Raw genomic sequence first — 13,195 nt, forward strand, 5'->3', positions numbered from 1 at the left:
TCCGTTTCCCGGGCGTTTCGGGGTCCGCCGGAATTCCGCTACCCGAATTGCTGCTCCAGGTCCTTCAGTTTCTGTTCGAGCGAGGCCAGGCGGGGCAGCGGGGCCGTGTCCTCCTCGGCGGTGAGGTCGATGCTGCGGTGGGCGGGGGTGGCGGGAAGGCCGGCGGGGGCTATGGCGGGCTCCGTCGTGGCGGGGGGCGCCGGGGCGGGTTCGAGTTGGCGGGCGTGGCGGGTGCGCCACCCGCTGCCGGGCTGGCGGCCGATGGCCCTGATCTCGGCGCGCTCCCGGCGGGAGGCCATCCTGCGGCGCTCCCGGTTCTCCGCGGCGGTGCGCTTGTCGTCGCGGACCTCCTCGACGGCCTCGTCCAGCGTGCGGACGCCTTCGAGCAGCATCAGCGACCAGGCGGCGTACGTCTCCCGCGGGGCGCGCAGCCAGCGGACCACGCGGATCTGCGGCAGCGGACGGGGCACCAGGCCCTGCTCGCGCAGGGCGGCGACCCGGGTCTGCTTCAGTGCGCGGTCGAACAGCACCGCCGCCGAGAGCGACATGCCGGCGAAGAACTGCGGCGCGCCGTCGTGGCCGAAACCGCGGGGCGCGTGCACCCAGTTGAACCAGGCGGAGGCCGCCGCGAACAGCCAGACCAGCAGGCGGGAGCCGAGCGCGGCGTCGCCGTGGCTGGCCTCGCGGACGGCGAGGACGGAGCAGAACATCGCGGCCCCGTCCAGGCCGAACGGGACGAGGTACTCCCAGCCGCCGGAGAGGCCGAGGTTCTGGATGCCGAAGCCGACCAGTCCGTGGAAGGAGAGCGCGGCGGCGACCGCGGCGCAGCAGAAGAGCAGCAGGTAGGAGGCGCCCCCGTAGAGCGACTCGGTGCGGCGGCGGCGCTCCTCGGCGCGTTCCCAGGAGTCCGTGCCGGCGTTGTTGGCGGCTGCGGCCGAGCGGCTGCGGGCGAAGGCCAGCAGGGCGACGGCGGCCACCAGTGCGGCCGCGCCGGCGACGACCCAGCCAAGCGGTATGTCCGACAGTCTCATGACCTGATCCAGCCTCGCTTTCCGCGTCTTGATGGGGGGACCATCATGGCGGAGAAATTCGGGCGTGATGACCGGAACGGGACCAATACACCGTCAGGGGGGAATTCCGGCAGAAAATCAAAAGATAGTCAGATCTATTTGTTGCGGGGGCAGCTGAGGCAGATCTCGGCCGGCCGGACCGTGTAGAAGAGGCAGCAGCCGGCCCTGGTCCTGGTCCGGCTGCCGCCCTCCCCGCGGAAGCCCGGCGCCCCCACGAACGGGGCCGACGAGGCGCCGCCCGGCAGCAGGGCGGTCAGTTCGGCCACCGCCCGGGGCTCCTCGCCGAGCAGGGTGGCGAGGTACCAGAGGCCGTCCACCACGTCGTCGGTGGCCAGTGCCCAGAGGGTGTGCGGCCCGCGTCGCACGCGGGGGCGGAAAGCGTCGAGCACCGGCGCGAGATGCCCGGCGAGCGCGGCGCGCAACGCGGCGTCGAGCGCCGGGCGGTCGGGGACCACCAGGGCGTCCGGACGGTGGGCGGCCGGGTCGTCCGGCAGGCAGTGGAAGGCGGTCGGTCGGACCGTCAGTTCTCCGGTGGAGCGGCTGATCGCGAGCCGCTCGACCGGCAGCACCGGCACGCGGCGCTCCAGGAACCACGGCAGGGTGAAGGCCAGCGCGGCGGGCCAGGCGTAGCGGTGCAGGCTGAAGCCGGCCGTCACGTCCGGGCGGGCGGCGGTGCCGTAGAGGTCGAGGCCGAGGCGCTCGTCGAAGGCGATCATCGCGTCGAGGGCGGCCGGGTCGGCGGCGAGGGCCGCGGCGGTGGTCCAGCCGGGGCCGGTGCGGGGGGTGGCGCAGTGGATCCGCAGGTCCGGGAAGACCTCGGTCAGGCGCTGCCAACTCGCCCGGCAGGGAAGGGAGTCGGCGGTGGCGGGCGGGGGGCACTGCTCGACCTGGCGGGCAGTCACGCGGGCTCCCTGGGTGGTACCCCGGGAGCGGGGCCCGGGCACGGCGCGGTGGACCTGTCCGGGCCGCTGCTCCGCCCGGACAGGTAAGCCTCACCTTAGCTGATGCCGTGTCGCAGGTCCCGCACCGTGCCGCCGTCCGGGGCCACCGCCTGGGCGGGGAGGTGCCCCAGCCGCCGCGCCAGCCACACCGGAACCCCGCCCAGCGCCTGGACCAGCCGGGTCGCCTCCGCGCGCAGCCGCTCGGCCTCGGCCGGTTCGGAGACCTCCGCGAGGGCGGCCAGCGCCGGCGCCACTCCCACCGTGAACCCCAGCCGCTCGCGCAGCTTCAGTGCCGCCGCGAAGCCCTCCCGGGCGCGCTCCAGGTCGCCCGCCGCGCCCGCCAGGCCGGCCAGGTGGCACCAGGTCGAGGAGCGCAGCAGGTCGTCGCCGCGCTCCTTGGCGCCCTCGTGCGCCCGGGTGTACGCACTCTGCGCCGCCACCGGGTCGTGCAGCAGGTTCTCCGCGACCAGCCCGCGCCGGAAGTCCAGCAGCGGCCGGCCCGGCGCCTTCGGCGGCAGCAGCGCCGAGGTGCGGCCCAGCGCGGCCTGCGCCTCGTCCAGCCGGTCCCGGCGGTTCAGCACGCTGGCCACGTACGCCAGGTAGCCGCGCGCGCAGGAGGCCGAGGCACGGTGCTCGGTGCCGGCGACCGAGGCCTCCGCCTGGCGCAGGGCGTCCTCCGCCCGCTCCCAGTGGTCCGCGGTGAACAGGCACTGCTCGATCAGCAGTTCGGCGCGTTGCAGCGCCGCCGTCGGGTCCCGGCCGGCCTGCGGGCGGAGCAGGTCCGCCGCCTCCTGCCAGCAGCCGCGCGACCGCAGCCGCCAGACGACGTCCGCCATGCCCCCCGGGGCAGTCCCGTGCACCGACAACGCCACCTCCTTGTGCGCGCCATGCAGCGAACCGCCGGCTCTCCCCAACCCCCAAGAGCCCGCGTCGTGGCGGCAATTCAACACGCGCAGGAGCTTGTGCACCAGATCACGAGCGCGAGGAAATCCGGAACCCCGGCCTCCGGGTGACCTCTCGGTGACGGAGCGTCAGGACGTCCAGCCGGTCTCCATCAGCGCCTCCGCGGCGCCGTTCGAGGGCTGCGGGATGCCCGCCGAGTCCAGCGTGAACAGCGCCACCAGCAGCTGTTCGCCGCGGATCGTGGCCTGCCGGGAGAACCCCGAGACGGTGAACATCGCGGCCGCGACCTGCTCGCTGTGCAGCGTCTCCAGCCACAGGCACTCGACCGCCTTCACGTCGGCCGGCTCGGTCCAGGTGTCCACCCGGGCCACCATCCGGCCGCCCAGCAGGGTGGTCGAGTCGCGCTCCTGACCGGCCGTCAGCTCCAGGTCGTCGAACCCCAGCCACTGCAGGTAGCGGGCCGCCGTCAGCACCGCGTCCTGCGGGGTGCGCACCGGCTGCGGCCGGAACGGCGGACGCGCCGCCCGGGCGGGGCCGGGCCCCGCCGACGGCTCGGGCGGGACGAGCGGCGGCACCGCCGTGGTGTACGGCCGGGCCGCCTCCGCCCGGTGGGCCGCCCGCGGGCCCGCGCTCTGCAGCTTCGGCGCGCGGTCCACCGGCATCCGCACCGTCGCCCCGCAGTCGCAGGTGAACTCCGGCTGCGGCCACTGGTCGCTGCGCCCGCAGTGCGGGCAGCGCATGCTCACCCAGGAGTCCTCCCAGGAGCGGAACCGCACCTGCACCGGCACCCCGCCGCGCAGCAGCGGCACGCGCAGCTGCGCCCCGCACGGGCAGGGCAGGCTCGGCGGCTCGTAGCGGTGCTCGCGCCGGCACGCCGGGCAGCGCAGATCGCTGGCCCCCGAAGGCGAACCGGGCGGGAAGGGGGCCGGGTCGGCGGCGTCCTCGGGCAGCGGCATGAGCGGTCACCGTCCGTTCCGGTCGGGCTGGCAGCAGTGCCTCCATCCTCGCCGATCGGACCCCGGCCCGGTGCGGAATGAGGCAATCCTCCACCGCAGTTCAGGTGGGGGAAAGGTGCGGGCGGCGCCGTGCGCCGGGGAGCGCCCCCGGGCTGACGGGGCGTCAGTCGATGCCCCAGCGCGCCAGGTCCGCCGGGGTGTCCAGATCGTCCGGGACGGCCGCGCCGGTGCAGTCGACCAGGGTGACCGGGTGCTTCGCCAGCAGGGCCCGGGCGCCCGCGTCGCCGGTGGCGGTGGCCAGCAGCTCCGGGAGGTGCGCCGCGCCGATCAGCACCGGGTGCGCCCGGCGGCCGGCATAGGCGCACGCCGCCAGATCCGTGCGCCCGGCGTGCGCGGCGAGCAGTCTGCGCACCGCCTCCGCCGTCACGCCGGGGGTGTCCACCAGCAGCACCAGCACGGCGCTCGCCCCCGCCGGCAGCGCCGCCAGGCCCGCCCGCAGCGAAGAGGACAGGCCCGTCCGCCAGTCGGGGTTGTCGACCAGCACGCAGTCGCCGGTGTCGGCGCGTTCCCGGACCTCCGCCGCCGCCGCGCCGAGCACCGCCACCGCCCCGTCGCACCCGCCGTCCCGGGCCACCGCCAGCGCGTGCTCCAGCAGCGGCCGCCCCCGGTACGGCAGCAGCGCCTTCGGCCGCCCGCCCAGCCTGGACCCGCCGCCCGCGGCCAGCACCAGGGCCGGCACCCGCAGTTCTGTCATGCCGTCAGTCTGCCCCGCGCGCCGGCGACCGGGTCCGGCGGACGGTTCGTACCGGCTGGGGTTTGCCCGGATTGTGAGGTGTGTCATGCTGCGGCGTGGTCGCCTTGACCGGCCTCCGACCGGCTGGTCTCCTGGTGCGCCGTCAGACGTCGCCCACCCGCAGAGGAATGCCGTGCGATCCCGCCGTACCGCCGTAGTCGCCGCCCTGTTGCTCGGATCGCTCGCCCTCGCCGGGTGCACCGGCGCCGACAAGACCTCGGGCGACCACGCCAAGCCCCAGTCGGCCAACCGCGGCGTCAGCCCCCTGCAGAACCCCGACGGCACCAAGCCCGGCCTGGCGCCCGTCACCGGCGAGGCGGACCGCAAGGCCGGCCGCGACCTGATCGCCAAGGTGAAGACCGCCGACGCCGGCCCGAAGACCGGCTACGACCGCGACCAGTTCGGCCCGGCCTGGACGGACAACGTGGACGGCATCCCGATGGGCCACAACAGCTGCGCCACCCGGGACGACGTGCTGGCCCGCGACGGACAGAAGGTCGAGCACAAGGACGGCTCCACCTGCGTGGTCACCGGCATGACGATCTGGGACCCGTACACCGGCAAGACCGTGGACTGGACCAAGCAGCAGGCGTCGAAGATCCAGATCGACCACGTGATGCCGCTGTCCTACGACTGGCAGCAGGGCGCCTCGCAGTGGGACAAGGCCAAGCGGGTGCAGATCGCCAACGACCCGCTGAACCTGATCCCGGCGGACGGCTCGCAGAACGCCTCCAAGGGCGACTCCGGACCGTCCGCCTGGCTGCCCGCCAACGCCGAGGTGCACTGCTCCTACGCGATCCGGTGGGCGCAGGTCTCGCTGAAGTACCAGCTGCCGGTGACGCCCGCCGACAAGAAGACCATGCTGTCGCTGTGCGGCGGCTGACGGCGCGTCGGGCGCCGCGTCCGTGACCGGACCCGGGGCCGTCCGGTCTCCCCGGGGGGAGCCGGACGGCCCCGGTCGCGGGGGCGGCGGTCAGCCGCCCTTCGGGGCCGCCGTCAGGTCGTACATGGTGGTGCCGCCCACCGTCCGCGCGGTGTAGGTGGACTCCACCCAGGAGGCGATCTCGGACGAGTAGCTGGAGCCGCCCATCCCGCCGCCCATGCCGCCGCCGCCGATGAACCAGTGCACCTTGCCCTCGGCGACCAGCTTCTTGAAGCCGTCCGGCGAGAGCGAGGGGTCGCTGCCGTTGAAGCCGCCCAGCGCCATCACCGGTTCGCCGCTGGCGAGTTGGTAGCCGGCCTGGTTCTGCGAGCCGACCGCCGCGGCCACCCAGGTGTACGCGCCGGCGTCCTGCTTCAGCAGCTCCGCCACCTCGGCCGGGACCTTCGCGCCCTCCAGGAGGCCGCCCATGCCGCCGCGGCCCTCGCCGGGGCCGCCGCCCGGGAAGCCCGGCAACGCGCCGGCCGCGCCGCCGTGCTGACCGCCCGTCCGGCCGCCCGGAAGGCCCCCGCCCGGGAACGCCCCGCCCGGGAAGCCGGGGAGGCCCCCGGCGCCGTTCGGTGCGTCCTGCCCGCCGGGGAAGCCCGGGAACGCGCCGCGCACCGGTCCGCCGCGGCCGCCGCCGGGCCCGAAGCCGCCGCCCCGCACCTGCGGTCCGGCGGTGACGATGGAGCCGTGGTGACCGGTGGAGACGGTGTCGACGGCGTACGCGGCCGGTCCGGCCAGGCCCGCCGCCAGCGCGGTGAGGCCCGCTACGGCGGCGACCCGGCCGCCGGTCGGTCCGGTGAGCCGGCCCGCGGCGAGCAGCGCGACGGCGGCGAGCAGTCCGCCGACCAGCACCGCCCAGCGCAGCCAGGGCACGAACTCGGCGCTGCGGTCCAGGAGTCGGTACGCCCACCAGGCGGTGACGGCGACCGTCACGGCGAGCACCGCCGCGTACGGCAGCCGGTGACGGGCCCTCCACAGGCCGTCCGCGCCCATGCCGACCAGGGCGGCGACGGCCGGGGCCAGGGCCACCGTGTAGTACTGGTGGAAGATGCCCGACATGAAGCTGAAGGTCAGCGCGGTGCACACCAGCCAGCCGCCCCAGACCAGGAAGGCGATCCGGGCCGAGTCGGTGCGGGGGTGGCGGCGGGTCGCCCAGAGGCCGAACACCAGCAGGATCAGCGCGGCGGGCATCAGCCAGGAGATCTGCCCGCCGACGTCGCCGTCGAACAGCCGGGTCAGGCCGGTGGAGCCCCAGCCGCCGCCCCCGTTCATCGGGTTGCCCCCGCCGCCCGGCCGGCCGCCGCCGACGCTGCCGGTCTCGTTGCCGGTGATCCGGCCGAAGCCGTTGTAGCCGAAGGTCAGCGAGAGGAAGGAGTTGTCCTGCGAGCCGCCGATGTACGGCCGGGCGGAGGCCGGCATCAGCTCGACGACCGCCACCCACCAGCCGCCGGAGACCACCATCGCCAGGGCGCCGTACAGCAGTTGGAGCCAGCGGCGGCCCCAGCCGGCGGGCGCGGTGAACAGGTACACCAGGGCGAAGGCGGGCAGCACGAGGAACGCCTGCAGGGTCTTGGTGAGGAACGCCAGGCCGAACATCACGCCGACGAACACCAGCCAGCGGGTGGAGGCCGTCTCGGTGGCCCGGACGGTGCCGTACGCGGCGAGCGTGAGCAGCAGCACCAGCAGCGCGTCCGGGTTGTTGAAGCGGAACATCAGCGCCGCCACCGGGGTCAGCGCGAGCGCCGCGCCCGCGACCAGGCCGCCGAGCGCGGAGAACCGGCGGCGCACCGTGGCGTACACGGCGGCGACCGTGCCGACGCCCATCAGCACCTGCGGGGCGAGCACGCTGAACGAGCTCAGGCCGAAGATCCGGGCGGAGACCGCCATCGGCCACAGCGAGAGCGGCGGCTTGTCGACGGTGATGAAGTTCGCCGCGTCCGAGGACCCGAAGAACATCGCCTTCCAGCTGACGCTGCCCGCCTGCACGGCCGCCGAGTAGAAGGCGTTGGCCCAGCCGGAGGCGGTCAGGTTCCAGAAGTAGAGGACGGCGGTGGCCAGCAGCAGGCCGAGGAACGCCGGCCGGACCCAGCGCGGGTCGTCCGCGCGCCCGCGCCAGGTGCGGCCGGGCAGGGTACGCGGCCGGCCGGCCGTGCCCTCGGGGCCGACGGGCGGCAGCGCGACGGGCGGGAACAGCGTCTCAGCGGGCCGCTCGCGCCCGGCCCCGGCGGGCGGCGGCGCGGGCCGGTCGGTCGGGCCGGACGCGGAGGCGTCGGCCGGGACCGCCGGCGGCGGGTATTTCGCGGCGTCGGGCCACGGCTCGCTGGTCGGAGGAACGGAACTGGACGTGGTCATGGGGACACGCTGATCGGCGACCCTGAGAGCACGATGAGACCGGAGTGTGAGCGGGCTGTGTTCTCCGCGCCGTCACCCGCACGGCTGACGCCGCGTCAGCCGGCGGGGGCCGGCTGCGGCTGGGCGAGCCGGCCGCCGAGCCAGGTCAGCGCCGGGGGGATCTCCCGGGTCCAGGTGTGGAAGTTGTGGCCGCCGCTCTCCAGGGTGATGGTGGACAGCCTGGTCGGCTCCTTGAACGCGGCGACCATCTGCTGGGTGGCGGGGTAGTTCTCCTCGTTGTTGCTGGTGGCCAGCAGCAGCGAGACCGGCGGGGCGGGCTTGTTCCGGAGCCGCCACAGCAGGTCGTTGTCCTGCTTGACCTCGGCGCTGCCGCCGAACAGGTCGCCGGTGGTCGGGTCGTTGTGGACCTCGTAGTAGCCGGACAGCGCGATCGCCGACCGGTACGAGTCGGGCTTGCGCACCGCGAACTTGACGGCGCAGTAGCCGCCGGTGGAGTCGCCGATCACCGCCCGCGCGTCGGGCCGGTCCTCGACCCGGTAGCTGGCGGACATCGCCTTCGGCAGGTCCTCGGTGAAGAAGGTCTCCACCTGCGGCCCGCCGGGCACGTCCATGCACTCGGTGTCGCGGTTGCCGACCAGGGTGGGGCGCATCATCACCAGGACCGTCGGCGGCAGTTGCCTGGCCTCGATCGCGTTCAGCGTCGACGCCGGGTACTGGAGCAGTGAGATCAGCTTCTCCGGCGTCCCGGGGTAGCCGGACAGCGCCAGCAGCATCGGGAACCGGGTGCCCGCGTAGGCCGGCTGGAAGTACTGCGGCGGCAGGTACACGTACGCGGGGGTGCCGGTCAGTCCGGACCGCTCGCCGTGGATCTCCACCTTCTGGATCATGCCGGAGCGGTCCTGCGCGGAGCCCTGCGAGGAGTACATCTTCTGCTCGCCGGTCACCGAGACGGCCTTGCCGCCCGGCTGGTGGTCGACCACCGTGCCCGGGCTGCCGTCCAGGCCGAGCAGGTCGCTCCAGGTCGAGTAGAAGCCGAAGTACGAGTTGGCGACCAGGCCCATGGCGACCAGCACCGCGATCTGCGTCCCGAAGAACGCCCCCAGCCGGCCGAGCCAGGCCCGCCAGCTCCGTCCGCCCAGCCGGGGCCACAGCCACATGGTGGCCGCGAAGGCGGCGACGGCCAGCACGCTGGCGATGATCTGGATCGGGACTCCGGTCAGGCTCGGCACCCGATGATCGTAAGGTACGGATTCATCGACCTCACAGCCGCCTCCCAGCACCCTCCCGGGTTCGCCAAGCCCGGCCCAAGGGCGCACCAACTCCCCGCTCGCCAGGACCCGTCGGGCGGGGCCGGACGTGGTGACGGCCCGCCGCACCCATGGGGAAGATGCGGCGGGCCGTCCGTTTCAGGATATGACGAGGGGTCAGCCCAGGCTGCTGGAGATGGTGTTCAGCAGGGTGGCGGAGTCGTCGTCGTTCTCCAGGGCGAAGGCGAACATGCCGCCGAGGCCCTTGGACTTGGCGTAGGCCGCGCGGGCCTGGATGGCCCTCGGGTCGTCACCGGTCCAGAAGTTGGTGCCGTCGTAGACCCAGGTGGACTCGGTGATCGGGTCCCAGTGGGTGTTCTGGGCGGTGAGGGTCAGCTCGCGCCAGCTGGCGAGGCCGGCCTCCTGGCTGCCGGGCTTGGCCGGAGTGGCGCCGGTGGCCTTCTGGTAGAGGCCGTAGTTGCTGCCGGCCTGGACGCCCGTCCAGCCGCGGAAGTAGAACGGGATGCCGAGGATGATCTTGCTGGTGGGGAAGCCGCCGGCGATGCCGTACTCGGGCAGGCCGGTGGTGTAGGCCGCCAGCGTGGTGTCCACGTTGTACTTGGCGGTGCCGGGGGTGATCGGCGTGGTGGGGTCGGCGGGGCTGTCGTGCAGCGGGTCCTGGAGGTTGGTCGGACCGGTGGCGTCCCACGAGCCGTGCATGTCGTAGGTCATGATGTCGGCGTAGTCCAGGTACGCGCCGATCTTGTCGGTCTCGATGTACTGGATCTTGTCCTGGCCGGACGGCAGCGCCGCGGTCAGCAGGAACTTCTTGCCGACGCTCGCGCCGTAGCCGTCCAGCTGGCTGCGGAACTCGGCGAGCAGCGCGGTGAAGTTCTGCTTGTCGGCGGCGGAGTAGTGGTTGCCGGTGTGGCCGCCGGCCGAGCCCGGGTACTCCCAGTCGATGTCGATGCCGTCGAAGATGCCCGCGCCGGCGGCGGCGCCGCCGGAGGCGTCACCGGCGACACCGGTCGGCAGGTTGCCCTTGAGGAACATGTCGATGCAGGAGGAGACCAGCTTCTTGCGCGAGGCGTCGGTGGCCGCCGCGTCGGAGAAGTACTTGGAGTAGGTCCAGCCGCCGAGCGACAGGGTGACCCGCAGGTTCGGGTTCTTCGCCTTGAGCTGGCGCAGCTGGTTGAAGTTGCCCTTCAGCGGCTGCTGCCAGTCGTCGGCGGAGCCGTCGACGGAGATCGCGCCGCTGTAGTCCATCTGGTAGTCGGCGTACGCGTCGGCCGCGCCGTCGCCCGCGTTCGGGTTGTCCTCGTGGCTGGCGTCGGAGGCCTTGACCGCCTCGAAGCAGTTGAGGTTGGTCGGGTGGATGTTCTCGAACGCGTAGGAGATGACGTCGAGCTTGGCGGCCGCGCCCGAGGTGTCGACGTTCTTCGGGTAGTAGGCGGCGTCGTACACCGACCACTGGTCGAAGTAGGCGGACTTGAGCGGCTTGGCGGCCGGCGCGGCGGTGGTGGAGGTGGTCACCGCGGCGGACTGCTGGGAGGCGTGGCCGGCCTTGTCGTACGCCTGCACGGTGAAGGTGTACGAGGTGTTCGGCAGGAGCGAGGAGATCGCCACCGAGGTGCCCATCGAGGTGCCGACCAGCTGGCCCTTCGACCAGACCTTGTAGCCCACGTAGTTGTCGGTGGAGTCGGTCGAGGCGTTCCACTTCAGCACCACGGCGTTGGCGGTGGTGCGGGTGACGGTCACGCCGCCCGGGACGGTGATCTTGCCGTCGCCGCCGGGGCCGTTGCCGGTGCCGGAGCTGGAACTCGCGGACGGCGAGGGCGAGGAGGAGGCGGACGCGCTGGGGGAGGCGCTCCGCGAGGGGCTGGCCGACGCCGAGGCGCTGGTGCTCGCCGAGGCGCTGGCGGAGGTCGACGGGCTCGGGGAGCCGCCGGTGTCCGGGCCGGTCAGGCTGAGGTCGTCCGCCTGGTAGGCGCCGGTGCCGTACCAGCCGTGGGTGAAGACCGTCACCGAGGTGGTGCTCGCGCCGGTGGTGAAGGTGGTGCTCAGCTGGGTCCAGTTGGCGGCGCCGGGCGTCCAGGTGGAGGCGTTGACGCCGGTGCCGGTGGCGCCCAGGTACACGTAGCTGCCCTTGAGGAAGCCGGAGAGCGTGTACTTGGTGTTCGGCTGGACGGCCACGGTCTGCTGGCACTGGCCGGTGTCGGCGGCGGTGGCGTTGCCGTTCAGCGCGTAGGACCCGCCGTGCACGGGGGTGCTCACCACCGAGCCGTTGGTGCAGGTCCAGCCGGTCAGCGAGCCGGCCTCGAAGTCGCCGTTGGCGAGCAGGTTGACGGTGGCCGCCGAGGCGCTGCCGAGCGAGAGCGCGAGCGCGGTGGAGCCGACCGTCATGGCGGCGGCCACCACGAGGGCGCCGGCGCGCCGCCGGGAGGGGGCCCGGCGCGGCGACCCGGGGGCGGGCGTGGCCCGTTCAAGCATGGAGGAACCTCCGGAGTAGTGGGGTTGTCCGGTAGGTGCGGCGGCCCGACGGGCCCAGGTGGGAGCCTGCGCGCTTGGGGTGAGCGCGTCACCTAGATTGGACTGGACCAATCCTCCGGGTCAAGGATTTCGGCCCACGAACCGTCAGGAAGCTTTCCGAACGACCGGGTTGGGTCGGAGTCCGGCGAGGGTCGGCGGAAAAGCCACTTCCGGATGCACGCGCCCCGCGTTCTCAGTTGCACATGACTTGCAATTGCAGCCGTATCAACGGAAGGATGATCCGGCTCACGACCCTCTCGGAAGGACCTCCCATGCCAGCGCCCAGCCGCCTGCGCGACCGGCTCACCCGCGAGGAGTGGATCCGGCTGGCCGGAATGGCCGCGTTCGTCCTCGCCCTGCACGTGGTCGGCTGGTTCACCCTGCTCGCGGTCATCGCCCCCCAGCACTACGACGTCGGCGGCCAGGTGTTCGGCGCCGGCATGGGCCTGACGGCGTACACGCTCGGCATGCGGCACGCCTTCGACGCCGACCACATCGCCGCCATCGACAACACCACCCGCAAGCTGATGGGCCAGGGCAAGCGCCCGCTCTCGGTGGGCTTCTGGTTCTCGCTCGGCCACTCGTCGATCGTCTTCGGCCTGTGCGCCCTGCTGGCGTTCGGCATCCGCTCGCTGGCCGGGCAGGTGGAGTCCGACGACTCGACGCTGCACAAGGCGACCGGCCTGATCGGCGTCTCGGTCTCCGGCACCTTCCTGGTGCTGATCGGCCTGATCAACCTCGGCGCGTTCAACGGCATCCTGAAGGTGTTCCGGCGGATGCGCCAGGGCGACTTCGACGAGGCCGAGCTGGAGCGGCAGTTGGACAGGCGCGGCTTCCTGAACCGGATCCTCGGCCGGGTCACCCGGGCGGTCACCAAGCCGTGGCACATGTACCCGGTGGGCCTGCTGTTCGGCCTCGGCTTCGACACCGCCACGGAGGTGTCGCTGCTGGTGCTGGCCGGTGGCGCGGCCGCGTTCTCGCTGCCCTGGTACGCCCTGCTGGTGCTGCCGATCCTGTTCGCGGCCGGCATGAGCCTGCTGGACACCATCGACGGCTCGTTCATGAACTTCGCCTACGAGTGGGCGTTCTCCAAGCCGGTCCGCAAGATCTACTACAACCTGACCGTCACCGGCCTGTCGGTGCTGGTGGCGCTGGTGATCGGCGTGATCGAGCTGGTCGGCCTGCTGGCCGAGAAGCTGGACATCACCTCCGGCCCGATCGGCTGGATCGGCTCGCTCGACCTCAACCTGGTCGGCTACCTGATCGTCGGCCTGTTCGTGGTCACCTGGGCCGGGGCGATGGCGTTCTGGAAGTTCGGCAAGGTCGAGCAGAAGTGGTCCGCGGGCCTGCGCGAACAGGCCTGACCGACGCCGCGTCAGCACCGAAGGGGCACCCGCCGGGTGCCCCTTCCCGCGTTTCCGGGCGGGGCCCCGGAGGCGGAACGGTGGCCGGTTCGCACCGGGTCGGCGGCGGGAC

10 protein-coding genes are annotated in these 13,195 nt (G+C 73.3%); 2 read left to right on the forward strand and 8 right to left on the reverse strand.

From position 1 onward, the window contains the following. Positions 1-38: 38 nt before the first annotated feature. From ACFV1L_RS15030 to ACFV1L_RS15050, 5 genes are all read right to left on the reverse strand, one after another. Entirely contained in the window at positions 39-1,031 is a 993-nt protein-coding gene (locus ACFV1L_RS15030) for a DUF2637 domain-containing protein (protein WP_380365957.1), read from the reverse strand. A gap of 134 nt (positions 1,032-1,165) precedes the next feature. Further along, entirely contained in the window at positions 1,166-1,972 is an 807-nt protein-coding gene (locus tag ACFV1L_RS15035) for a (2Fe-2S)-binding protein (protein ID WP_380365959.1), read from the reverse strand. Between the two features lie 95 nt (positions 1,973-2,067). Then, positions 2,068-2,847: a hypothetical protein gene (locus tag ACFV1L_RS15040; protein ID WP_380365961.1), complete on the reverse strand. Its 780-nt coding sequence runs from the start codon at positions 2,845-2,847 to the stop codon at positions 2,068-2,070. A 195-nt stretch (positions 2,848-3,042) separates the two neighbouring features. Then, positions 3,043-3,870, reverse strand: coding sequence for a hypothetical protein (locus ACFV1L_RS15045; RefSeq protein WP_380365963.1), 828 nt, complete (start codon positions 3,868-3,870; stop codon positions 3,043-3,045). A 163-nt stretch (positions 3,871-4,033) separates the two neighbouring features. Next, positions 4,034-4,624: an NTP transferase domain-containing protein gene (locus ACFV1L_RS15050; RefSeq protein WP_380365964.1), complete on the reverse strand. Its 591-nt coding sequence runs from the start codon at positions 4,622-4,624 to the stop codon at positions 4,034-4,036. Between the two features lie 172 nt (positions 4,625-4,796). Between ACFV1L_RS15050 and ACFV1L_RS15055 the strand changes: the two genes are divergently transcribed. After that, complete coding sequence (locus ACFV1L_RS15055; protein WP_380365966.1) at positions 4,797-5,546, forward strand: HNH endonuclease family protein; 750 nt, start codon at positions 4,797-4,799, stop codon at positions 5,544-5,546. Positions 5,547-5,636: 90 nt separating this feature from the next. Here the strand turns inward: ACFV1L_RS15055 and ACFV1L_RS15060 are convergent, their stop codons facing one another. The 3 genes from ACFV1L_RS15060 to ACFV1L_RS15070 form a co-directional block, all read right to left on the reverse strand. Next, complete coding sequence (locus ACFV1L_RS15060; protein ID WP_380365968.1) at positions 5,637-7,943, reverse strand: glycosyltransferase family 39 protein; 2,307 nt, start codon at positions 7,941-7,943, stop codon at positions 5,637-5,639. 95 nt (positions 7,944-8,038) lie between these two features. Beyond that, positions 8,039-9,172 carry an alpha/beta hydrolase gene (locus ACFV1L_RS15065; protein WP_380365970.1) on the reverse strand — a complete coding sequence of 378 codons (1,134 nt, stop codon included), beginning with the start codon at positions 9,170-9,172 and terminating at the stop codon, positions 8,039-8,041. Between the two features lie 195 nt (positions 9,173-9,367). Continuing rightward, positions 9,368-11,680: a glycosyl hydrolase family 18 protein gene (locus ACFV1L_RS15070; protein WP_380365971.1), complete on the reverse strand. Its 2,313-nt coding sequence runs from the start codon at positions 11,678-11,680 to the stop codon at positions 9,368-9,370. 311 nt (positions 11,681-11,991) lie between these two features. Here ACFV1L_RS15070 and ACFV1L_RS15075 point away from each other — a divergent pair, with 311 nt between their 5' ends. Continuing rightward, positions 11,992-13,083, forward strand: a complete 1,092-nt coding sequence (locus ACFV1L_RS15075) for a HoxN/HupN/NixA family nickel/cobalt transporter (protein ID WP_380365973.1) — start codon at positions 11,992-11,994, stop codon at positions 13,081-13,083. The last annotated feature ends 112 nt before the right edge of the window (positions 13,084-13,195 follow it).

Origin of the sequence: Kitasatospora sp. NPDC059646 (assembly GCF_042734615.1) — a bacterium.
In the GTDB taxonomy this organism is placed as follows: domain Bacteria; phylum Actinomycetota; class Actinomycetes; order Streptomycetales; family Streptomycetaceae; genus Kitasatospora.

Bases quoted from the DNA above. Each gene is read 5' to 3' on its own strand.
- ACFV1L_RS15050 (WP_380365964.1), bottom strand. From the start codon at position 4,624: ATGACAGAACTGCGGGTGCCGGCCCTGGTGCTGGCCGCGGGCGGCGGG.
- ACFV1L_RS15030 (WP_380365957.1), bottom strand. From the start codon at position 1,031: ATGAGACTGTCGGACATACCGCTTGGCTGGGTCGTCGCCGGCGCGGCC.
- ACFV1L_RS15070 (WP_380365971.1), bottom strand. From the start codon at position 11,680: ATGCTTGAACGGGCCACGCCCGCCCCCGGGTCGCCGCGCCGGGCCCCC.
- ACFV1L_RS15060 (WP_380365968.1), bottom strand. From the start codon at position 7,943: ATGACCACGTCCAGTTCCGTTCCTCCGACCAGCGAGCCGTGGCCCGAC.
- ACFV1L_RS15040 (WP_380365961.1), bottom strand. From the start codon at position 2,847: ATGGCGGACGTCGTCTGGCGGCTGCGGTCGCGCGGCTGCTGGCAGGAG.
- ACFV1L_RS15075 (WP_380365973.1), top strand. From the start codon at position 11,992: ATGCCAGCGCCCAGCCGCCTGCGCGACCGGCTCACCCGCGAGGAGTGG.
- ACFV1L_RS15045 (WP_380365963.1), bottom strand. From the start codon at position 3,870: ATGCCGCTGCCCGAGGACGCCGCCGACCCGGCCCCCTTCCCGCCCGGT.